The organism is Streptomyces sp. LaBMicrA B280, from assembly GCF_049222185.1.
Classification (GTDB): Bacteria; Actinomycetota; Actinomycetes; order Streptomycetales; family Streptomycetaceae; genus Streptomyces; species Streptomyces murinus.
Window position 1 is genome coordinate 23408 of record NZ_JBMJCT010000003.1, and the last position, 21693, is coordinate 45100.

14 protein-coding genes and 1 pseudogene are annotated in these 21693 nt (G+C 70.9%); 2 read left to right on the plus strand and 13 right to left on the minus strand.

Going from position 1 to position 21693, the window contains the following annotated elements:
* Positions 1-99 precede the first annotated feature (99 nt).
* The 9 genes from ACLF5H_RS02535 to ACLF5H_RS02575 all read right to left on the minus strand — a co-directional run bounded on the left by ACLF5H_RS02535 (position 100) and on the right by ACLF5H_RS02575 (position 8931).
* Complete coding sequence (locus ACLF5H_RS02535; RefSeq protein ID WP_421674442.1) at positions 100-717, minus strand: TetR/AcrR family transcriptional regulator; 618 nt, start codon at positions 715-717, stop codon at positions 100-102.
* Positions 714-1208, minus strand: coding sequence for a hypothetical protein (locus tag ACLF5H_RS02540; RefSeq protein ID WP_421674443.1), 495 nt, complete (start codon positions 1206-1208; stop codon positions 714-716). Before ACLF5H_RS02540 ends, ACLF5H_RS02535 begins: the two co-directional genes overlap by 4 nt.
* Positions 1209-1383: 175 nt before the next feature.
* A complete protein-coding gene (locus ACLF5H_RS02545; protein WP_421674444.1) occupies positions 1384-2433 on the minus strand; it encodes an agmatine deiminase family protein in 1050 nt (349 codons plus the stop codon).
* A 60-nt stretch (positions 2434-2493) separates the two neighbouring features.
* Complete coding sequence (locus ACLF5H_RS02550) at positions 2494-4218, minus strand: urease subunit alpha (protein ID WP_421674445.1); 1725 nt, start codon at positions 4216-4218, stop codon at positions 2494-2496.
* Positions 4215-4937 carry an urease subunit gamma gene (gene ureA, locus ACLF5H_RS02555; protein WP_421674446.1) on the minus strand — a complete coding sequence of 241 codons (723 nt, stop codon included), beginning with the start codon at positions 4935-4937 and terminating at the stop codon, positions 4215-4217. The genes ACLF5H_RS02550 and ureA overlap by 4 nt, the downstream gene beginning before the upstream one ends.
* A 221-nt stretch (positions 4938-5158) precedes the next feature.
* The gene (locus tag ACLF5H_RS02560) at positions 5159-6247 is read right to left on the minus strand and encodes a branched-chain amino acid aminotransferase (RefSeq protein WP_421674447.1); all 1089 of its coding nucleotides are present in this window, start codon (positions 6245-6247) and stop codon (positions 5159-5161) included.
* A 265-nt stretch (positions 6248-6512) separates the two neighbouring features.
* Positions 6513-7556, minus strand: a complete 1044-nt coding sequence (locus ACLF5H_RS02565) for a 3-isopropylmalate dehydrogenase (RefSeq protein ID WP_421674448.1) — start codon at positions 7554-7556, stop codon at positions 6513-6515.
* 129 nt (positions 7557-7685) lie between these two features.
* Positions 7686-7817 carry a hypothetical protein gene (locus ACLF5H_RS02570; protein ID WP_421674449.1) on the minus strand — a complete coding sequence of 44 codons (132 nt, stop codon included), beginning with the start codon at positions 7815-7817 and terminating at the stop codon, positions 7686-7688.
* A 157-nt stretch (positions 7818-7974) separates the two neighbouring features.
* Entirely contained in the window at positions 7975-8931 is a 957-nt protein-coding gene (locus tag ACLF5H_RS02575) for a LysR family transcriptional regulator (RefSeq protein WP_421674450.1), read from the minus strand.
* Positions 8932-9034: 103 nt separating this feature from the next.
* Here ACLF5H_RS02575 and ACLF5H_RS02580 point away from each other — a divergent pair, with 103 nt between their 5' ends.
* The gene (locus ACLF5H_RS02580; protein ID WP_421674451.1) at positions 9035-10030 is read left to right on the plus strand and encodes a zinc-binding dehydrogenase; all 996 of its coding nucleotides are present in this window, start codon (positions 9035-9037) and stop codon (positions 10028-10030) included.
* A 162-nt stretch (positions 10031-10192) separates the two neighbouring features.
* Here ACLF5H_RS02580 and pruA read toward each other — a convergent pair whose 3' ends face one another.
* Both pruA and ACLF5H_RS02590 read right to left on the minus strand, forming a co-directional pair.
* Entirely contained in the window at positions 10193-11824 is a 1632-nt protein-coding gene (pruA, locus tag ACLF5H_RS02585; RefSeq protein ID WP_421674452.1) for an L-glutamate gamma-semialdehyde dehydrogenase, read from the minus strand.
* Between the two features lie 37 nt (positions 11825-11861).
* Positions 11862-12788 carry a proline dehydrogenase family protein gene (locus ACLF5H_RS02590; RefSeq protein WP_421674453.1) on the minus strand — a complete coding sequence of 309 codons (927 nt, stop codon included), beginning with the start codon at positions 12786-12788 and terminating at the stop codon, positions 11862-11864.
* A gap of 165 nt (positions 12789-12953) precedes the next feature.
* Between ACLF5H_RS02590 and ACLF5H_RS02595 the strand changes: the two are divergent.
* Positions 12954-14326, plus strand: a pseudogene (locus ACLF5H_RS02595) (PucR family transcriptional regulator).
* A 295-nt stretch (positions 14327-14621) separates the two neighbouring features.
* Here ACLF5H_RS02595 and ACLF5H_RS02600 read toward each other — a convergent pair.
* Both ACLF5H_RS02600 and ACLF5H_RS02605 read right to left on the minus strand, forming a co-directional pair.
* On the minus strand, positions 14622-15173 hold the full coding sequence (locus ACLF5H_RS02600; RefSeq protein ID WP_421674454.1) for a hypothetical protein: 552 nt from the start codon (positions 15171-15173) through the stop codon (positions 14622-14624).
* Entirely contained in the window at positions 15146-21337 is a 6192-nt protein-coding gene (locus tag ACLF5H_RS02605; RefSeq protein WP_421674604.1) for a DNRLRE domain-containing protein, read from the minus strand. The genes ACLF5H_RS02600 and ACLF5H_RS02605 overlap by 28 nt, the downstream gene beginning before the upstream one ends.
* Positions 21338-21693: the final 356 nt, after the last annotated feature.

Below are 21693 nucleotides of genomic sequence, written 5' to 3' on the forward strand. Positions count from 1 at the left end.
TGCCCCCGACGACGCGCCCCGAAGGGGCGCGGGGAACTGCGCGATCAGCCGCCCACGGCCCGCACCCGCCGACCCGCACCCGCCGAACGGCCGACCCTCCTACGACGACCGGGCGATCAGCCCGTCCTCGATGAACTCCCCCACATGCGCGAGCACTTGCTCCCGGTGCACCCCCCGCAACCCGATGGCGACATGAATCGAGAACCCGTCGAGCAGCGCACGCGTCCTCGTCGCGAAGCGGTCCGCGTTCACCTCTCTGAACTCCCCGCGCGAGACGCCCTCCGCGATCAGGGCGACGAGGTCCCGGTGCCACGCCCCCTCGATCGCGGCCTGGCGGGCGCGCGCGTCGTCGTCGGCGTTCTGGGAGCGGTTCCAGACCTCCAGCCACAGGGTCCAGTGCGGATCGCGGTGGCCGTCGGGGACGTACAGGTCGACGTACGCCGCGAGCCGTTCCCGGGCCGAGCCCTGCCCCGCGAGCAGCCGGCCGCGCGCCGCCCCGAGCCGGCCCTCGCTCCACTCCAGGGTCTGGAGCAGCAGTTCGTCCTTGGAGCGGAAGTAGTAGAGGAGGTGCCCGCTGCTCATCCCGACCTCGCGGCCGAGCGCCGCCATGGTGAGCTTCTCCAGGCCGCGTTCGGCGATCATGCCCATGGCCGCGGCGAGCAGCTCCTCGCGGGGCGGGGCGGGGGTGCGCCGACGGGGCGCGGGAGCTTCGCTCATGGGGACACCAGGCGTACGGCGGCGGGCAGGAAGTGGGTCTCGTAGGGGCCGTAGCACTCGGCGAACAGCGTCGCCACCGGCGCCCGGCAGCCCGGGCACAGGAAGTTGGGTCCCTGCTGACCGGTGGGTCCGCAGCACCCGGAGTCCTGGCAGTCGTCGTCGCCCAGGAGGTGGCCGCGGGTGTCCTCGGGGTGGACGACCAGGGTGTCCCGGGGGCCGGCCGACATCAGGAAGCCCGGCCCTTCGGGGTCGGCGACGGCCACGCCGGGCACGGCGGACCCCACCCAGTCGGGGTCCGGGTGCGGCACGAACGGCGCCCCCGACGGCTCGGGGTCCACCGCGCAGGTCCCGCGCGGCACGGTGGCGGGCGCCTGCCGGGGTCCGTCGGCGTTCTTGCGCCCGCTGTTCAGGGGGCGCTCGGGCAACTCGGCCAGCAGGCGCACCGGCTCACAGAGCCGGTGGCCGCAGACCGCACAGACCAGGACGTTCACCCGTATGTTCTACCCGACCCGAGGCGCCGACGGCTGCCGGACGGGGGTTTCCCCCACCCCCGCGGGCGGCCGCCCCCGCGTCCAGACCGCCCGGACGGCCGCCGCGCCCTCGATCTCTGTCCGATCCGTCTGTGTGGTCATGTCCTCAAGCCTCCGGCCTGAAGCGGACTTGAGGTCAAGAGCGGCGGGACCTGGGCTGCTGCTGGGTGATGCAGTGGACGCCGCCCCCGGCCGCGAAGATCTGGCGGGCGTCGACCAGGGTGACGGTGCGCTCGGGAAAGAGGCGGCGGAAAATGGCGGCGGCCGTCTCGTCGCGGGGATCGTCGAAGGCGCACAGGACGACGCCGTCGTTGCAGAGGTAGTGGTTGATGTAGGAGTAGTCGGCCCAGTGGCCGTCGGCCTCCAGCACGGTCGGCGCGGGGACCTCCACGACCTCCAGCGGGCGGCCCTGGGCGTCGGTCGAGGACCTGAGGAGGCCGATGACCTCCTTGCTGACCTCGTGGTCGGGGTGGGCGGGGTCCGGCTGGTGGTGGGCGAGGACGACACCGGGGCGGGCGAAGGCGGCGACGATGTCGACATGGCCGAGGGTGCCGAAGCCGTACGGCGGATAGTCGGCGGTCAGGCCGCGCGGCAGCCAGATGGCCTTGCTGGTGCCGAGGTGGGCGTGGATCTCCGCCTCGACCTGCTCCTTCGTCCAGTGCGGGTTGCGCTCGGGGCCGAGCTGCACGGTCTCGGTGAGCAGCACCGTGCCCTCGCCGTCGACATGGATGCCGCCGCCCTCGTTGACCAGCGTCGAGGCGTACGTCCTCGCGCCCGCGAGGTCGGCGACCTGCCCGCCGATCTTCGCGTCGTGCTCCCAGCGGGCCCAGTCCTGGGCGCCCCAGCCGTTGAACGTCCAGTCCACGGCGGCCAGTTCGCCCTGGTCGTCGGTCAGGAAGGTGGGGCCGATGTCGCGCATCCAGGCGTCGTCCAGCTCGCGCTCCACCAGGTCGATGTCCGGCCCGAGCAGCCGCCGCGCCCCGGCCGCCGCGCCGGGGCCGCAGACCACGGTCACCGGTTCGAAGCGGCGGACGGCGCGGGCGACCGAGGCCCAGGCACGGCGGGAGGCGGCGAGGTCCTCGGCGTCCTCGAAGGTGGGGTTGGGGCCCGGCCACGCCATCCAGGTGCGCTCGTGCGGGGTCCACTCGGCGGGCATGCGGAAGCCGTCGGCGGCAGGGGTGCTCATCTGGGGGTCCGTTTCGGGGTTCACAGGAGGTGTGCCGGGTTCACCGGAGGTCTTCGAAGGTCACAGGAAGTAGAGGCGGTTGAGGGAGACCGAGTCGGCCGGTTCCGAGCGCAGCGGGTCGCCGTCGAGGGTGACCAGGCCGGTGCGCTGATCGACGTCGACCGCTCCGGTACGGGCGTTCAGCCGCAGGTCGGCCGGGCCGATGCCCCGGGTGCCGCGGACGGCGACCCGGCGGCGGCGGGTCGGCATGGTGTCGTTGCCCTGGTCGACGGCGGCCCGCGCGACGAACGCGACGGAGAGGTCGGCGGCCGTCGCGCCGTACGCCCCGAACTGCGGCCCGAGGACGAGGGGTTCGCAGGTGTCGGTGGCCGCGTTGGGGTCGCCGACGACGCCGTACGCGGGGAAGCCGGACTTGAGGACCAGCTGCGGCTTGGCGCCGAAGTACTCGGGGCGCCAGAGCACCAGGTCGGCGAGCTTGCCGACCTCGATGGAGCCGACCTCGTGCGAAAGGCCGTGTGCGATCGCGGGGTTGATGGTCAGCTTGGCCATGTAGCGCAGCACGCGGGCGTTGTCGTCACCCTCCCCGTCGCCCTCCAGCGGGCCCAGTTCGGCCTTCATCTTGCCGGCCATGGCGAAGGTGCGCCGTACCGTCTCGCCCGCGCGGCCCATGCCCTGGGCGTCGGAGGAGGTGATGCCGATCGCGCCCAGGTCGTGCAGCACGTCCTCGGCGCCCATGGTGCCCGCCCGGATGCGGTCGCGGGCCATGGCCGCGTCGCCGGGCAGCTCGGGCTTGAGGTCATGGACGGAGACGATCATGCCGTAGTGCTCGGCGACCGCGTCCCGGCCGAAGGGCAGGGTGGGGTTGGTGGAGGAGCCGATGACGTTCGGCACCCCGGCCATCTTCAGCACGTTGGGGACGTGTCCGCCGCCGCAGCCCTCGATGTGGAAGGCGTGGATGGTGCGGCCCTCCAGCACCCTGAGGGTGTCCTCGACCGAGAGGCACTCGTTCAACCCGTCGCTGTGCAGGGCGACTTGCACGTCGTGTTCCTCGGCGACCCGCAGCGCGGTGTCCAGGGCGCGGGTGTGGGCGCCCATGTCCTCGTGCACCTTGAAGCCGCTCGCGCCGCCCTCGGCCAGCGCCTCGATCAGCGGGGCCTCGTGCGAGGACGAACCCCGGCCCAGGAAGCCGATGTTGACCGGCCAGGCGTCGAAGGCGTTGAAGGCGTGGCGCAGCGCCCAGGGGGAGTTGACGCCGACGCCCCACACCGGGCCGAACTCCTGCCCGATGACGGTGGTCACGCCGGAGGCGAGGGACGCCTCCATGATGCGCGGTGACAGCAGATGGACATGGGTGTCGACGGCGCCCGCGGTGGCGATCAGGCCCTCGCCGGAGACGATCGAGGTGCCGGTGCCGACCACGACGTCCACGCCGTCGAGGGTGTCCGGGTTGCCCGCGCGGCCGATCGCGCTGATACGGCCCTCGCGGATGCCGATGGACACCTTGCGGATGCCCTGCACCGCGTCGATCACCACGACGTTGCTGATCACCACGTCGCAGGTCTCGCGCACGGCGGCGGCCTTGAGGTGCAGTCCGTCGCGGGCCGTCTTGCCGAACCCGGCGAGGAACTCGTCGCCGTAGCGCTGGGCGTCGGACTCCACGCGGATGGTCAGGCCCGAGTCGCCGAGGCGGACCCGGTCGCCCGCGCGGGGGCCGTGAGTCGCGGCGTAGGCGCCCGGGTCGACATGGATCGCCCGGCTGACCTCGCGCCCCTTGGAACGGCTCATCGATCCTGCCCCTTCTCCTCGTCGCTCAGGTGACCGTCGTCGCCGCCGGCCCCCAGATATCCGCAGGCCGCGGCTCTGCGCAGGGCCTCCGCCCGTGCGCCCGGCGCGTCCAGCGGCCCGTCGACCAGCCCGGCGAAGCCGATGGCGATCCGCTCGCCGCCGATCGGCACCAGGCCGATCTCCTCGCTCTCGCCCGGCCCGAAGCGCACCGAGGATCCGGCGGGTACGGCGAGCCGCATGCCGTAGGCGGCCGCGCGGTCGAAGTCGAGGCGCGGGTTGGCCTCGAAGAAGTGGAAGTGGGAGGTGACGGAGACCGGCACGGTCGCGGTGTTGGTGACGGTGAGCCGGAGCACCGGTTCGGGGTCGGTGTGCGCGGGGCCGGGCAGCAGCGCGCCGGGGGCGTCCGTGCCCAGGCCGCCGCCGATGGGATCGGAGACCACCGCGAGCCGGGAGCCGTCGTCGAAGACGGCCTCGACCATCACCTCGGTCACCACGTCGGCGACCCCGGGCAGCACGTCCTCGGGCCCGAGCACCCCGCGCGCCGCCTCGATGGCCTCGGCGAGCCGCCGGCCGTCCCGGGCGGCCTCGCAGACGGTGTCCGCGATCAGCGCGGTCGCCTCCGGCACGTTCAGCCGCAGGCCGCGGGCGCGGCGGGCGCGGGCCAGCTCGGCGGCGCCGAAGAGCAGCAGCCGGTCACGTTCCGTCGGGGTCAGTCGCACGGCGCGGGGCCTCCTTCTCGTCAACCCTTGAGAGCGCTCATCCTTCTTTAGAGCAACACTCTAAACCTTTAGAGCAGCACTCTAAACGGAGAGTGCGAGGAAGAGAAGGGGCTCAGGAGGGGCGGGCACGTGAGGGATCGAACACCGCTCCAAAAACGCGCAGGGCCGCCGCGATCCCCGGAAGGGAATCCGCAGCGGCCCTGCGCGAGGGTGCCCGGCGGTCAGCCGATCTTGTGCATCCAGCCGTGCTGGTCCGCGACCATGCCCCGCTGGACGCCCAGCAGGGCCTCGCGCAGGCGCATGGTGACCTCGCCGGGGGTGCCGTCGCCGTGGGTCCACTCGTCGGACTTGGTCTTCACATGGCCGATCGGGGTGACCACCGCGGCGGTGCCGCAGGCGAAGACCTCGGTCAGCGCGCCGGAGGCGGCGTCCGCGCGCCACTGCTCCAGGGTGATCACACTCTCCTCGGCCTGGTAGCCGAGGTCGCGGGCGACCTGGAGGAGGGAGTCGCGGGTGATGCCCTCCAGGATGGAGCCGGTCAGGGTGGGCGTGATGATCTTGTCGCCGTAGACGAAGGCGACGTTCATGCTGCCGCTCTCCTCCACCTTGGTGCGGGTGACCGCGTCGAGGTAGACGACCTGGTCGCAGCCGTGGGCCGCGGCCTCGGCCTGCGGGAGCAGGGAGGCGGCGTAGTTGCCGCCGGTCTTGGCGTCACCGGTGCCGCCGGGGACGGCGCGCACATGGTCCTCGGCGACCCAGATGGTGACCGGCTTGACGCCACCGGAGAAGTAGGCGCCCGACGGCGAGGCGATGAGCAGGAACATGTATTCGTTGGCCGGGTGCACGCCGAGCGCGGCCTCGGTGGCGATCATGAAGGGGCGCAGATAGAGGGCCGCCTCGCCACCGTGCGGCGGGACCCAGTCGGCGTCCTGGACGAGCAGCGCGTCCAGGGCGGCGATGAACAGGTCCTCGGGCAGCTCGGCCATGGCCATGCGGCGGGCGGAGGTGCGGAAACGGCGGGCGTTGGCCTCGGGACGGAACAGCGCGATCGAGCCGTCGGGCTGGCGGTAGGCCTTCAGCCCCTCGAAGATCTCCTGGCCGTAGTGCAGCACCTGGGTGGAGGGGTCGAGGGAGATCGGGCCGTACGGCACGAGCTGGGCGTCGTGCCAGCCGCGGCCCTCGGTCCACCGGATCGTCACCATGTGGTCGGTGAAGTGGCGGCCGAACCCGGGATTGGCCAGGATCGCCTCGCGCTCGGCGGCGGCGAGGGGACTGGCGGAGGGCTTGAGCTCGATCGTGGGCGTCGTCATGAGTGATTGTCCTTCACCGGTTGTTGTGACGGGCCGCGCTCACCCCTGACACCGGCTGGCGACCGGTGCCCGGACGTCCGAGCTTTCCCTCATACCGCGGCTCCGCGTTCGATTATCGCTCGCGGGCCCCGGCCGATGGAATCGGGTGGGCTACGGCCCGGGGGTCGTGGTGGCGGCCCGGGGCGATGGTTTCACCCGGCGGAGACATGCGGAAGCCGCCGGGCGGTCGGGCGACCCGGCGGCTTCTTGCGATTCGAGCGCCGGGTCAGCCGGCTACTCGGGAGGCGAGCGCGTCGCCGATCTCGGAGGTGCTCCGGGCGGGCCGGTCCGCGCGCTCGGTGAGGTCGGCGGCGACCGCCGCGTCGATGCGGTCGGCCTCGGCGTCGTAGCCGAGGTGGCGCAGCAGCAGGGCGACGGAGAGGACCGTGGCCGTCGGGTCGGCCTTGCCCTGGCCCGCGATGTCCGGGGCCGAGCCGTGCACCGGCTCGAACATGGACGGGAACTCGCGGCCCGGGTTGATGTTGCCGGAGGCGGCCACGCCGATGCCGCCGGAGACGGCCGCGGCGAGGTCGGTGATGATGTCGCCGAAGAGGTTGTCGGTGACGATCACGTCGAAGCGCTCGGGCTGGGTGACCAGGAAGATGGTGGCCGCGTCGACGTGCAGATAGTCGGTGGCGACCTCGGGGAACTCCTGGGCGACCCGATTGAAGATGTCGGTCCACAGATGGCCGGCGAAGGTCAGCACGTTGTTCTTGTGGACCAGCGTGAGCTTCTTGCGCGGGCGGGCCTGGGCGCGGGCGAAGGCGTCACGCACGACGCGCTCGACGCCGTAGGCCGTGTTGACGGACACCTCGGTGGCGACCTCGTGCGGGGTGCCCTTGCGGATGCTGCCGCCGTTGCCGGTGTACGGGCCTTCGGTGCCCTCGCGGACGACGACGAAGTCGATCTCCGGCTGTCCGGCGAGCGGGGTGGACACGCCCGGGAGCAGCTTGCTCGGCCGCAGGTTGACGTGGTGGTCGAAGGCGAAGCGGAGCTTGAGCAGGAAGCCGCGCTCCAGGACGCCGGAGGGCACCGACGGGTCGCCGATGGCGCCGAGCAGGATGGCGTCGTGCCGCTTCAGCTGCGCGAGGTCCGCGTCGGTGAGGGTCTCACCGGTGGCGTGGTAGCGCCTGGCGCCGAAGTCGTAGTCCTGGGTCTCCAGCTTCACATCCTGCGGAAGGACGGCGGAGAGGACCTTGAGACCCTCGGCCACCACCTCCTGGCCGATGCCGTCACCGGGGATCACTGCGAGATTGAGGCTGCGAGACATGCGGGCACCCTACTCTTCGTCCCAGGTGATGACACGGGCTGTCCATTATCCGGACGGCCCGTGTCACTGCGAGCGGCTCGGAAGGAGGTTCGGCGTTCGGCGTTCGGCGTCCGGCGTCCGGCGTCCGGCTCAGTGGCCGGTCTGGCCGCCGTTGTCCCGGCGGTCGAGGGCGCGCTGGAGGGCGGCGGCGGCGTTCTTGCGGTCGGACTCGCCGGTGCTGGGCACGTGGCGGACGCGGCGGCGGGCGGTCGTCTCGGCCATGGAAATCGACTCCTCGGCATGAAGGGAGCACGGAGATGAGGGGGGTGTGCGAGACGCCGGAGCAGGCAGGGAGCGCTGGCCGCAGGGGTTGCCTGCACGGGGCCCGGCTCACGACCGCCATTCGCTGGATGGAGCGAGACGTTCGGCTCCTTCCAAGCTAAGGGAGCGGCCCGTATCTGTCTGCATAGTTACTCGGACTTCCTACTATCTGAGACGGCGGGCCTCCTCGAACGCCTCTGAGCTGCGTCGACACGCGTCCGAGTGAGCGCAGGACACGGATCAGGGCGCGTACGGCGTCGGTGGTGGCCAGTTCCGGGGTGGTGACGTAGCCGACGCCGCGGTACGGGCGGTCCGGGCCGAGGTCGGCGATCTCCACCGAGGGCGGTGCCCCGGTGAGGGACAGCGCGGGCATGACGGCCATGCCGAGGCCGCTGCCCACCATGGACAGCACCGCCCCGTCGTCCTCGGCGCGGACGGTGGCGGGCGGCAGCCAGTCCTGGGCGGCCCACCAATCGCGGGTGCGGGAACCGCAGTTCTCGGCCCAGTCCACGAGCGGCAGGGCGCGCGGGTCCGGGTGGCCGGCCGGATGCACCAGGGCGTACGGCTCCTCCAGCAGCGGCCCGCCGACCAGCCCTGCCGGGGGCGCCCCGGTCAGCGTGGCGATCCCGAGGTCGGCCCGGCCGGCGGCGACCTCGGCCGCGGTGCCGGCGCCCAACTCCCGTACGACGGTGACCTCCACCTCGATCCCGGGGTGCTGGGCGGCGAGCCGCTCCAGGGCGGGCGGCAGCAGATACAGGGCCGCGCTGCGGAACGCGGCGACGCGCAGCGGTCCGGTGAGCCGCCCGCTCTCGCTCGCGCGCACCTCGGCGGCCAGCACCGCAAGCATCCGCAGCACCCGCCGGGCGTGGGCGGCGGCCCGCTCACCGGCCGGGGTGGGGCGGGCGCCGAACCGGCCGCGCTCGAACAGCACGGCGCCCAGCTTCCGTTCGATGCCGCGCACCGCGTGGGACACGGCGGACTGGGTGGTGCCGAGCCGGGTGCCCGCGGCGGAGAAGCCGCCCTCGTCGGCCACGGCGACCAGGATCCTCAGCTCCTGCGGGGCAAGGTCTGTCACTCGGGGGCTCCCACCTGCGTCCATGAGCCCGCTTCATGGATCAGCGGCTTCCATGAGCCCAACCCTCTGCTACCGCGCGGCATTCCTGCCTACCGTCCTCCTCATGACCGAGACCGCGCTCACCGTGCAGCAGACCGCCCGCCCCACCGGCTTCCCCACCGCCGCCCACTTCCGCTTCGCCGAGTCCCCGGTGCCCGAACCGGCCCCGGGCACCGCCCTGGTGGAGAACCTGCTGTGGTCGGTGGACCCCTACCACCGGGAGATGATGGACGGCGCCTTCGCGCTGAACGCCCCACTGGAGGGCCGCGCCCTGGGCCGGATCACCGCCTCACGCACCCCGGACCTGCCCGAGGGCGAGATCGTCTTCCACCGCCAGGGCTGGCGCACCCACGCCGTGGTCACCCCCGAGGAGGTACGACGGCTCCCCCACCACCCCGGCGTCCCGCTGACCGCGTACCTCAGCGTGCTGGGCGGCACGGGCCTGACGGCGTACGTCGCCCTGACCCGCGTGGCGCGGCTGCGCGCGGGCGAGGACGTGTTCGTCTCCGGCGCGGCGGGCGGTGTCGGCACGGCGGCGGGCCGCTTCGCCCGGCTCCTCGGCGCGGGCCGGCTGATCGGCAGCGCGGGCACGCCCGAGAAGGTCAGGTACCTCACGGAACACGTGGGTTACGACGCCGCCTTCGACTACCACGAGGGCCCCGCCGCCGCCCTGCTGACCACGGCGGCGCCCACCGGCGTCGACGTCTTCGTGGACAACGTGGGCGGCGAGCAACTCGGCGCGGCGATCGGCGCGTTGCGTCTTCGGGGCCGGGTGGCGCGGGTCGGCACGATCAGCCGGTACAACACCCCCGACGCCCCGCCCGTCGCCCTCGACCACACCGCCGTGGTGGAACGCAGGCTGCGCATCGAGGGCTTCCTGGTCTCCGATCACCACGACGCGCAGGAGGAGTTGTACGACTTCGCCGTACCGCATCTGCGCAGCGGCGCGCTGACGGCGGACGAGACGGTGATCGACGGCTTCGACCGGATCGTGGACGCGTTCCTGCTGATGCTGCGGGGCGGGAACACGGGGAAGATCCTGGTGCGCAAGGGGGATTGACGGGTGGCCCCGCGTGCCGTCGCCCCGCCGTGGCGCCGCGCCACATCGCCGTCGCGCCAGTGGCACGCCCGCCCGCCGACGCGCGCCGGGGAAATTGGAAACGGGCCGGGAAGCCTGCTCGGGGGTCAGGCTTCCCGGCCCGTCGTTCGGGCGGGCTGAGGATCAGCCCATGTGCGGGTACGTGTAGTCGGTCGGCGGGACCAGGGTCTCCTTGATGGCGCGGGTCAGCGTCCAGCGCATCAGGTTCTGGGGGGCACCGGCCTTGTCGTTGGTGCCGGAGGAGCGGCCGCCGCCGAAGGGCTGCTGGCCGACCACGGCGCCGGTCGACTTGTCGTTGATGTAGAAGTTGCCCGCCGCGTAGCGGAGCTTCTCCATCGTGTACGCGGCCGCCGCACGGTCGCCCGCGATGACCGAGCCGGTCAGGGCGTAGTCCGAGACCGACTCCATCTGGGTCAGCATCTCGTCGTACTTGTCGTCCTCGTAGACGTGCACCGCGAGCACCGGGCCGAAGTACTCGGTCGTGAAGACCTCGTTCTCCGGGTCGGAGCACTCGATGACGGTCGGGCGCACGAAGTAGCCGACCGAGTCGTCGTACGTGCCGCCCGCGACGATCGTGCAGGTCGCGTCCGCCTTGGCGCGGTCGATCGCGGCCTTGTTCTTGGCGAAGGAGCGGTCGTCGATGACGGCGCCCAGGAAGTTGGACAGGTCCGTCACATCACCCATGGTGAGGTAGTCGACCTCGGCCGCGAACTCCTCCTTGAAGCCGGCGTTCCAGATGGAGGCCGGGATGTACGCGCGGGAGGTGGCGCTGCACTTCTGGCCCTGGTACTCGAAGGCACCGCGGGTCAGGGCGGTCTTCAGGATCGCGCGGTCGGCGCTCGGGTGGGCGACCAGGAAGTCCTTGCCGCCGGTCTCGCCGACCAGACGGGGGTACGAGCGGTACTTCTCGATGTTGTTGCCGACCGTCTTCCACAGGTACTGGAAGGTCTTGGTCGAACCGGTGAAGTGGATGCCCGCGAGGTCACGGTGCTCCAGGGCGACCTTGGAGACCTCGATGCCGTCACCGGTGACGAGGTTGATGACGCCCTTGGGCAGACCGGCCTCCTCCAGCAGCCGCATGAGCAGCACGGCGGCGTGCGTCTGCGTCGGGGACGGCTTCCAGACCACCACGTTGCCCATCAGGGCCGGGGCGGTGGGCAGGTTCGCGGCGATCGCCGAGAAGTTGAACGGCGTGATCGCGTAGACGAAGCCCTCCAGCGGGCGGTGGTCCATGCGGTTCCACACGCCCGGGGAGTTCGCCGGGGGCTGCTCGGCGAGGATCTGGCGGGCGTAGTGCACATTGAAGCGCCAGAAGTCGACCAGCTCACAGGGGCTGTCGATCTCCGCCTGCTGGGCCGTCTTGGACTGGCCGAGCATGGTGGAGGCGGCGATCGTCTCGCGCCACGGGCCGGACAGCAGCTCGGCGGCGCGCAGGATGATCGCGGCGCGGTCGTCGAAGGCCATCGCGCGCCAGGCCGGGGCGGCGGCCAGGGCCGCGTCGATGGCGTCCTGGGCGTCCTGCTGGGTGGCGTGGCGGCCGGTGCCGAGCACGGCCTTGTGGTTGTGCGGCTGCACGACCTCGAACGGCTCGCCGCCGCCGAGGCGCTTCTCGCCACCGATGGTCATCGGCAGCTCGACCGGGTTCTCGGCCAGCTCCTTGAGCTTGGCCTCCAGCCGGGCGCGCTCGGGCGAGCCGGGGGCATAGCCGTGCACCGGCTCGTTGACGGGGGTGGGGACCTGGGTCACAGCGTCCATGAGATCCGAACTCCTTGTACGTGAGCGGGTGGTGGGCTCAGCCCTTGCTGACCATGCTGCGCAGGAAGAAGCGCAGGTTCGCCGGCTTCTCCGCCAGACGGCGCATGAAGTAGCCGTACCAGTCGGTGCCGTACGCCGTGTAGACGCGCATCCGGTGGCCCTCCGCGGCCAGCCGCAGGTGCTCGTCGCCGCGGATGCCGTACAGCATCTGGAACTCGTACTCGTCGAGCTTACGACCGGCCTTGTGAGCGAGCTCCTGCGCGATGGAGATCAGGCGCGGGTCGTGGGACCCGACCATCGGGTAGCCCTCGCCGTCCATCAGCGTCTTCAGGATGCGCACGTAGGCCTTGTCGATCTCGTGCTTCTGCTGGTAGGCGACCTCGGCGGGCTCCTTGTAGGCGCCCTTGACCAGGCGGACCCGGCTGCCGGCCTCGGCGAGCCGCTTGGCGTCGGCCTCGGTGCGGAACAGGTACGCCTGGATGACACAGCCGGTACCCGGATGGTCCTTCCGCAGCTCCTCGTGGATGGCGAACATCGAGTCGAGGGTGGTGTGGTCCTCGGCGTCCAGCGTCACGGTCGTACCGATCGCGGCGGCGGCCTCGACGACGGGGCGGACGTTGGCGAGCGCCAGCTCGTGGCCGCCCTCCAGCGCCTGGCCGAACATCGACAGCTTGACCGACATCTCGACCTTCTCGCCGAGCTCCAGCTCCTTGAGGTGGTCGATCAGCGCCAGGTAGGCGTCGCGGGCGATGGTCGCCTGCTCCGGAGTGGTGATGTCCTCGCCGACGACGTCCATCGTCAGCTCCAGGCCCTTGGCCGTGAGGTCCTTGATGATCGGGACGATGTCGGACACCGTCTCACCCGGGATGAAGCGGTCGACGACCTGCTTGGTCACGGGGGCCGCCGAGATCAGGCGACGCATCCGGTCGCTGCGCGACGCGGCGAGAATCACGGGACCCAGCACGGGGCACCTCCACAGACAAGCATCAAACGAGGCCATCACCCGACGATTCGGGTACGGCACGGAGAACCACCGTGAAACCTACGGATCGCTCTGATCGTCGGCCATCGACAGCTGTCACGCATCCGTGCCCGGGATCTCATACACCTGTATGAAGATGGCCGGAAAATGGGGGAGAATGCCCGGGTGGCGGCGGATTACAAGGGTGATTACCAGGAACTGGTGGACGAGATCTCGGAGCTGCTGGGCGCGCCCGCGACCCTGGAGAACCGTGACTTCGAGCTGCTCGCCTTCGGCGCGTACGACAGCGACGACGAGCTGGACGCCGCCGCACTGGACCCGGTGCGCACCCGCTCGATCCTGACCCGGCGCTCCACGGCGGGCGTGCGCACCTGGTTCGAGGGCTTCGGCATCACCCGCGCCACCGGCCCGGTCCGTATCCCGCCGAGCCCCGAGGCCGGGGTCTACCGGGGCCGGATCTGCCTGCCGGTGCGGCACCGGGGCGTCGTCGTCGGCTACGTCTGGCTCCTGGAGGGCGAGCCCGGGCCGACAGACGCCCAGCTCGGCGCCGCGATGCGGGTGGCCGGCCGGATCGGCGCGCTGCTGGCGGACGAGGCGGAGGCGGGGGCCGGGCTGAGCCGTGAGCTGCGGGCGGTGCTCACCGCCGAGGGCGGCTGGCAGCGGGACATGGCCGTGGCCGACCTGCGCACCGCGCTCGGCCCTCGCGCGGACGGCCCCCACACCCTGATCTGTGTGGCCCCCTGGCCCTCCCCCGACCCGGACGACGCCCCCTCCGCCCGTTCCGTCCCGCACGCGGCGGCCCTGTGCACGATCCCCTGGGGCGCGGCGGGCCAGAGCCTCGCGGTACTGGTCCGGCTCCGCTCCACGGCCGTGGCGGCACCGGCGCTCGCCGCGGCGGGCCGGGTGCTGGAGGAGGCGGAGGGGGCCTGGGGGGCGCTCGGGGTGCGGGGCGGTCCGGGGGCGGCTACGACGGAGGGCGCACCGGCACCGAGCGGTCCCGGCGCCGGTGCGCGGGGAGCCTCGGGCAAGACGCGGGGGGCGGTGCCGAGGGGGGCCGGGGCCGCGGTGGCGGCGGCGGAGATCGGAAGAACGCTCTTCCGATCTCCTGCGGTCCCGCCGCCGGGATCGGGGACCCCCGCGTCGGACTGGCCGAGCTGGGCGCGGTCTGGCAGGAGGCGCGCGCCGCGGCACAGGCGGCGCTGGCCGAACGGCACCTCGGGCCGGTCGCGCAGTGGCGGGGCATCGGCCCGTACCGCCTGCTGACCGCGCTCCCCCCGGAGTCCGCGCAGGACCCGGCCGCAGGACCCCTCCTCTCCCCCGCCCACCGCGAGCTGGCCCGGACCGCCGAGGTCTATCTCGACTGCGCCGGGCAGGCGGGCCGTACGGCGTCCGAGCTGGGCATCCACCGCCAGACCCTCTACTACCGCCTCAACCGCGTGGAACAGCTGACCGGCCTCGACCTGGACGACGGCGAGGACCGGCTGCTGCTGCACATGGCGTTGAAGAGGGCCCGGCTGTAGAAGCACGGCGAGGCCAGCCCGCCGGTCTGCCTGCCCGACGGACTCCGCGCACCTCGGCGAGTGCCCGGGACCCGGTGTCGTACCGCTGCGCCCGGATGGTGGCCGTGGCGGTGGTGTACGCGGTTGTCATCCCGAGCACATCGAGCGGCTGACCCCGGTCACCCCGGGCGTCGCCGCCGTGATCCAGCCCGGGGCGTGGCCCCGGTGTGTCCGGGGGTGTGCAACCCGGTCGGCTCCTTCTTCGGCTCGGCGAGCCGACTGCTCCGTGCTGCCTCGTCGGCCGCTCAGTTCGCGGCTACCGACCGGACCCGCATGAGAGCTGTCCATCGATTTCCCGCGCGCTCATGGGCTTCCCTTTTTTGGTCCAGTACTCGTCCTTCAGCCCGTGGTTCGCGGCCTTGCCGAGGTCTATCAGGTCTCCGACAGAGTCATCCTTGTTCGCATAGGTGACGGACACATCGATGAGAGAGGGAAGCGTCGATGGCCTGCGGGCCTTGGAGGACTTCCGGTAGCCAACGGACGACCAGAGCCGCAGCACCCCGTTGTCAGCGGGTCCACCCAGTGGACCCTCGCCCCACCAAAGCAGCTTCTCCTTCTTCGAATCGTCGCCCGGATCCCACACCTCGGCGCGGGCCAGCTTTTCGCCGGGACAGATGGGCACCTTGACTTCGACCTCGCGATCCGTGACCTGGAATCCCAGCACCAGGCTCTCGTCACCGGGGTGTTCAGGAACCCGGCCGCAGGAGGTGCCGAGCCCACTCAGGACGAGTGTCAGGGCAACACCGGCAGCTCTCTTCCGGACGTTCCTGCTGAATGAAATCAGCAACTGTATCCTCCAGCTCTCCATCCCGCCTGCCGCTCCCACCGATTGCGGCATGGATTTGCCCCAGCACGCAGATAGCGAATGCCGAAACCCAGGCCGTAGCGAAGCCACTGTTGCCTGTGCCTCTTCTCGTGGCTGATCCGGGCCCTTGTCGTGTAGTTGGGATTGCGGTCCGTGAAGTAGGTGGTACCCAGAGTTGTGCCCCCTCGGGCGTGCAGCCCCAGGCCGCCCTGGCAAACTCTCATGCCATACCGGTACCGGCACTTGTAGCCCATGTAGCGGCTGACACCCGCGAGGCCGTAGCCCAGCCCACGGGACCCCCAGCTGCGAACCTTCTTGTACCGCCAGATCTTCCACGTCCACCGTTTGCCGTCGAGATCGAACTGGTTGATGGGGTCGGCCGGATAGGAGTACGCGTTTGTGTTGCCGCCGTAGACGGGGTCAGTGGACAGGAAGCGTCCGGTGGTGGGGTTGTACAGGCGTACGCCCATGACGGTGAGGCCGGTGAGGGTTTCGCTGGAGCGTTCCTTGGCGCCGAGCCAGCCGTAGCGTGTGGCGGTCTGGCCGGTGCGGGGGTTGCCGTATTCGTCGCTGTCCAGGGTGGTGGGGGCCTTGGCGGTGTCCAGCGGGAGCTGGAGGGCCACGTCGCCGTGGATGGTGGTCAGTTGCAGGACGGTGTCGCCGGTCTTGCTGGTGGTGGCGGTGAGGTCGCCGGATGCTGATTCGACGTTGCGGGTGAGGGCGCCGGTGGTGGTGTCCTCGATGGTCCAGCGAGGGTTGTCGCTGTCGCCGTCGTAGTGGTTGAGCTTGGACGCGGTCTGGGTCCAGGCGCTGGCGCTGCCGGATTCCACCGTCCAGGAGCGGAAGCGCTGGGCGGCGTCGAGCTGCCAGGTCTGGCGCTGGCCGTTCGCGGTGAGCTGGTAGGCGAGGTCGTTGGCGTAGTAGCCGAAGGTGCCCTGTCCGGGGACGGCGGTGGTGCGGCCGAACACGTCATAGGTGTAGCCGGTGTCGGTGATGCGGTCGGCGCTGTCGTAGGTGTAGCTGGTGGTGGTGCCCGCGGCGGTGGGGCAGTCGGAGCCGGGGGTGCCTGCGGCGGTGGTCAGGGATTTACGGTTGGTGCGGTTGTCGAAGGTGTAGGTGCGGCGGGTGCAGGTTGTCTGGGCGGTGTCCTGGACCGTGGTGAGCCGTCCGGTGGAGTCGTAGCCGTAGTCCTGGCTGGAGAAGCCGGCGTGGCTGGTGACCTGGCCGTGGACGGACTCGGTGACGGTGTCGGAGTAGACGAGGGTGCCGTCGCTGTCGCGGGTGTAGGTGCGCTGGGCCGCGGCACCGGTGGTGTCCTCGGTCTGGGCGAGGGTGTAGCCGCCGGGCAGCTTCTCGGTGGCGACTGATCCATCCGCGTCGTAGGTGGCCCTGAAGGTGCCGGCCACCGAGTCGGTGGTGCTGGTGGCCAGACCGCGGGGTTCGGCGGTGGTGTCGTAGGTGTAGGTGACGGTCGAGGGGACGCTGTCGCTGACCTTGGCGGGCCGGCCGAGCAGGTCGTACTCGGTGGTGGTGGTGCCGTTGTCGGCGTCGGTGTAGGTGATCTGGCGGCCGAGCTTGTCGTAGGCCCGGGTGATGGTGCCGCCGGTGGTGGAGACGGTCTTGGCCGCCTTGCCGGTCGCCGGGTCGTACTGGGTGGTGGCGTCGGGCACGGCCTGGCCCACGCCGCCGGTGACGGTGACCTTGCCGGGGCGTCCTGCGCTGTCGTAGGCCGTGGTGGTGGTGCGAGTGGCGCCGCCCACGGTGTCCGTCACCGTGGCCGCGTTGCCCCACCAGTCGTATTCGGTGGTGGTAGTGGGCAGTTGGGTGGGATTGGAGCCGCCGCCGGTGATCGCGCCGGCGGCGCTGATGGAGCAGACCAGATCTGCCCACTCGGGCCGCCCTGCGCAGGTGCCGGTGCCGGTCGCGGACCAGTAGGTCGTCACCCGGGTGCCGGCATCGGTGCCGCCGGCGCCGGGCAGGTACTGCTTGGTGACGCGGCCCTGGGCGTCGTAGTCGGTGGTCTCGGTGATCGCCGCGCCGCCCGGGTCCTTGATGGTCTTGGTGGGCAGGCCCTTGGCCCAGTCGTAGACGGTCTGGGTGACACGGGCCTCGCCCTGCACACCGGGGTGTTCACGTACCTGGGCGCCGGTGGTGGTCTTGGTGATCTGGTCCTTGACCTTGGCGGTGCCGTCGGTGGGGCGTCCCTCGTCGTAGTCGTCGACCGTCCAGCTGCGGGCGGTGACCGGGGTGCCGGCCGGGACCGCGGTGGTGGTGCCTTCCTTGAGGTCGGCGGTCAGGTCGATCCGGCGCAGCGGGCCGTACTCCTCCAGCTTGCGGGTGCCGGTGTCGTTGTAGACCGAGCGGGTGTCCAGCAGGCCGGCACGGTCGGCGCTGGGGAGCTGGGCGATGCCGAGGTCAGCCTGCGTGGCTTTGTCGTCGGCACCGGCGCCCAGGGCGACGTCCCGGTTGGCGGCGGTCAGTTCCCGCACGGTGTTGCCGAAGCGGTCGTACTCGGTGGTGGAGATGTGGCCGCCGGGGGTGGCGGTGTTGACCTCGCGGCCCGAGACGCCCAGGTAGTGGATGTCGGCCCGCTCGTAGTCGCTCGCGGTGAGCGAGCCACCGGAGTTCGAGGCGGGAACGGCATCGGCGGGCAGTACGGCCGTGGCGTCGGTGGGGGTGTCCGTCTGCCCCCATGCCTTCACGTCCGGGGCGCCCATCTTGTACGGGGCGGCGGCGGCGGTCAGCGCCACGTCGTAGACGACGCTGGTGGTCGCGGTGCCCTGCTGCACATCCGGGGTGCCCTGCCGCAGCGCGGCACGCGATGCCTTCAGCAGCATGCCGTCACCGGCGGTGTCGGCGTTGCCCGCCTTGCCGTAACTGAAGGTCCAGGGCAGCTCACCGGGCGGGGTGAACTTGGTGACCCGGCCGTTGGAGTCGTATCCGTACTCCGTCTTCAGCGCCGGACTGATCTGGGGGTTCCATGCCTGACGCAGCCGGCCGGCCGTGTCGTAGGCGTAGGTCTCCACCGTCTTCGACGTGGCTGCGGCCGCACCGGGTGCGGTGGACCACAGGCGGATCTCCTTGACCTGGTTCGCGTAGTCACCGAAGGTGTCCGCGGTCGCCGTGGTCGACGACGCGTACACGAACTCCAGTGCCCGGCAGCCCTTGGTCGTCGGATCCGAGGTGCATGCCGAAGCGGATGCCGCCGAGGTCGGGGCGATGACCCGCTTGGGGCGGGCCAGCTTCTTGCCGTCCACGGTCACTGTTTCGGAGACCACGGTGGTGGTGCTGTTGCTCAGGCCGTCCAGCAGGGTGGAGGAGACCTGCCAGGTGGTGGCGTCGGCGGCCGGTTTGGTGAACTCGGTGACCGTGCCGTCGGTGTCGGTGAGGGTGAAGCTGCCGGTGACGTTGCCCTTGAGCGTCAGGTCCTCCGAACCGGGTTCCGGGATCCAGCCGTTCTTGGCCGCGTTGGCGGTGAAGTAGGTCTCCTCGCCTTCGGAATCGACCACGGCCACCGCGGTGTCGGAGGTCCTGCGCAGGCTGCTGTAGTCGGACTCGGTCGCCTCCGCGACCGTGCCGGACACCCACTCCTTACCGAAGATCGGCGCCTGCCCCTCCTGCTTGGTGCCCTTGTCGGGCTCACGGGAAGAAGCGGTACGAGTGGCGGTCAGCCCGAAGGAAGAAGCGTCGGTGGCCGACAGGCCGTAGTCACCGGTCAGCAGGTTCACACTGCCCGGCCCCACCTCGTCGGTGGCGGCGCCGTCCGCGTTGCGGTCGACCACCACGGTCAGCGGCTCGGTGCTGCCCGAGGCCCCACTCGAACCGGTGAAGTCGGCCTTGATCTGCACCGACCCATCCGGGTCGACCGTGTCCGTGGCGTTCCACGTGAGCTTGGTGTTCTTGCCGTTCGTCAGCGGCACCGGCCACGCGCTCACCGTCTGGCCGCCGCTGGTGACATCACCGGCGGGGATCTTCACCCAGTCGTCCGCCTCCGAACGACGCCATGAGAAGGAGACCTTGTCATACGTGCTCGCCGCCGCCTCGGCCACCAGCGGCAGCCGACGTGCGGTGCGCTCGCCCTCACTCGGCTCGATGAAACCACCCGGACCGGCATGGAAGGTGTACTCGACGGGCTCGGACTTGTTGTCCGCCTTGTCCACGGCCCGCACCTGAAGGGTCTGGGTGCCGTTCCTGGGCGGAGTGACGCTGATGTTCTTGCCCGCGCTGGAGCCGCCGGTGGAAACCTTCGTCCACGTCACGCCGTCCAGCGACCACTCCAGCCAGTTGTGGTCCGAGGCCGGAGGGGTGACCGTGAACGTACCGGCCTGGCCGGATCCCTTGACCCACTTGTCCGACGGATAGTCCGTGGACGTGATCTTCGCGGGGGCGGACGGAGCCTTGGTGTCGACGGTGAACGTCTTCCACGCCGACCAACCGGTGTTGTAGTGCGTCCCGTCGTAAGGGTTGGTGCGGAACTTGTAGGACTTGCCGTCGGTGAGCAGACCGGAGGGGACCGTCACTGAGGCGACCTGCCCCGAGGGCACGTACTTGGACACCAGATAGTTGCCGACCTGGGTGTCGGTGGCCGCGTCGCGGACCTCGAAGGTGCCGTCGACCTGGTCACCGTCGGCATCGACGAAGGTGTCGCGCAGCGTCGGCGTCGTGGTGTTGACCACGTACGAGCCGCTGTAGGAGAAGTACGGCGGACCGGCCTCCTGCTTGGTGCCCGTGCGCGGCCGGTAGTTGTAGTTCACCACCAGCTTCGGCGGATTGGACGCCGCGTTGGCCGAGTTGGCCCGCTTCCACTGCGCCGACACCGACTCGTCCGAGGCCCGCAGACCCATGTTGCCGCGAGTCGCCGTCGCCGAGGCCCACTCCTGCACCAGCGTCGACACGTCGGCGTTGATCCAGCCGTCCGGCTGCGACGAGCAGCCGGGGGAGCCGGTGGTCTCGGTCGAGGTGGCCTTCTGCGCCGTCCACGCCGGCTGCGCGGTCCAGCGAGAGGAAGTCGAGGCCGCACCGGTCGACCACACCTCCCACGGGTAGGCCTTGCAGTCGGTATTGCCCGAGTGGAAGTCCCACAGCGACAGCTTGGCGCTCTGAACCAGCGCGTCCTGGATCGGCGTGGTGTTCCACGAGATGAACGACCGCGCGGTACGCGCTGTCCCGTCGGCGTTCTTCGTCCCCGGGTTACCGAAGTCCAACTCGGTGTCAGTGGACCAGTCGACCGTCTCACCCTGCTGCACGTACGTATCGAAAACGTTCGACAACGACGAGGTCGACGGGTCGACAGTGACCGGGTACTGCGTCTTGGGAGAAGCGAGGAACTTGGCGTCCGGCGTGACCACCAGGTCTACGACACCGCCCTTGCGGTGCACCACTTCCAGGCCGACCTTCGCCCGGTGCGTGTGCTCACCGGACCGCTTGTCGACCGATGCGTCCCACATCACCGGAGCCGGCATCACGGCCCGCTTCTTACTCTTCTTGTCGGTGAAAAGGACGCTTCCGTCCGTCAGCTTCCGGACGTTCAGGCCCCTGGCCTTGACCGGCAACGTGTAGGAGTAACCGCCTGCGCCAGGGCGCTCGTTGATGCGGACGTACTGCTCAAAGCCCGTACGAGTGGCCTCGACAACCACATCGCCGCCCGGAACGGCGCCGCGGTACGTCGCGCGGTTGCCGTCCAGCTTCGGCTTGGGCAAGCCGCCCTTCCACTGCAGGGTGATCTGCTGATCCCCCTCGCCCAGGGTCACCAGATCTCGCGCAACGGCCGTTTTGCCCTGCGACAGCGCGGTCAGCCGCTTCCCGCCCGGCTTGGCGAACGCCAGCCCCCGAGGGTGCGCCTTCGGCTCGACCGACCCGTCCGGCTTGCTCACCAGGTCCAGGTCGACCGCACGCCAGTGACCGGCCCCGTCCCGGAAACGGACAGGCCCAGCCGACAGCTCCGTGGTCAGACTCCCATGGGGATTCACCCACGTGGTCGACGTCTCGGTCCGCTCTGACAGAGCCTCAACACGTTTGCCTGACAAACGTGCTGCAACGCGCGCCGACGATACGTCCGCCGCCGACGCGGCGTAGCGCTTCTTCTCCCCCGCCGAGTGGGCCTGGCCCGCAGATGCCGACGACGAGGAGACCACGCCCTCTGCTCCCTGGAGCACCGTAACCACCATCGTGGCGGCCAAGGGCACGGCTATCCGCTGCACCCATCTCCGCTGTGGATCGGGCCAGACGCGACCGCGTCTGGCCCCTGTCCTTTTCCCCATCACTGCCCTGAATTCCTAAGAGTCACCCACCTGTTGGGCGACCCCAGGAACTTACTGACCACCAGGTCCGGCAAATGATCATGGAGGGGACATAGACGGCCCCCAAAACCCCAGTCGAGTCTCAAAGGTTATACACAGGAACCTCACAGGATCTCCTCGAAGGGACGGTAGGCGGTCGGGTTCTGCTACCCCGGCGCGAGACGCCGCGTCGGCTGGAATGGCGGGAGACGGCGGAAGGCCGGACGCGCCGAGGAACTCCTCGG

Excerpts from the sequence above, each read along its gene's own strand:
- ACLF5H_RS02535 (WP_421674442.1), bottom strand. The coding sequence starts at position 717 with ATGAGCGAAGCTCCCGCGCCCCGTCGGCGCACCCCCGCCCCGCCCCGC.
- ACLF5H_RS02545 (WP_421674444.1), bottom strand. The coding sequence starts at position 2,433 with ATGAGCACCCCTGCCGCCGACGGCTTCCGCATGCCCGCCGAGTGGACC.
- ACLF5H_RS02550 (WP_421674445.1), bottom strand. The coding sequence starts at position 4,218 with ATGAGCCGTTCCAAGGGGCGCGAGGTCAGCCGGGCGATCCATGTCGAC.
- ACLF5H_RS02560 (WP_421674447.1), bottom strand. The coding sequence starts at position 6,247 with ATGACGACGCCCACGATCGAGCTCAAGCCCTCCGCCAGTCCCCTCGCC.
- ACLF5H_RS02565 (WP_421674448.1), bottom strand. The coding sequence starts at position 7,556 with ATGTCTCGCAGCCTCAATCTCGCAGTGATCCCCGGTGACGGCATCGGC.
- ACLF5H_RS02570 (WP_421674449.1), bottom strand. The coding sequence starts at position 7,817 with ATGGCCGAGACGACCGCCCGCCGCCGCGTCCGCCACGTGCCCAGCACC.
- ACLF5H_RS02580 (WP_421674451.1), top strand. The coding sequence starts at position 9,035 with ATGACCGAGACCGCGCTCACCGTGCAGCAGACCGCCCGCCCCACCGGC.
- pruA (WP_421674452.1), bottom strand. The coding sequence starts at position 11,824 with ATGGACGCTGTGACCCAGGTCCCCACCCCCGTCAACGAGCCGGTGCAC.
- ACLF5H_RS02600 (WP_421674454.1), bottom strand. The coding sequence starts at position 15,173 with ATGGAGAGCTGGAGGATACAGTTGCTGATTTCATTCAGCAGGAACGTC.
- ACLF5H_RS02605 (WP_421674604.1), bottom strand. The coding sequence starts at position 21,337 with ATGGTGGTTACGGTGCTCCAGGGAGCAGAGGGCGTGGTCTCCTCGTCG.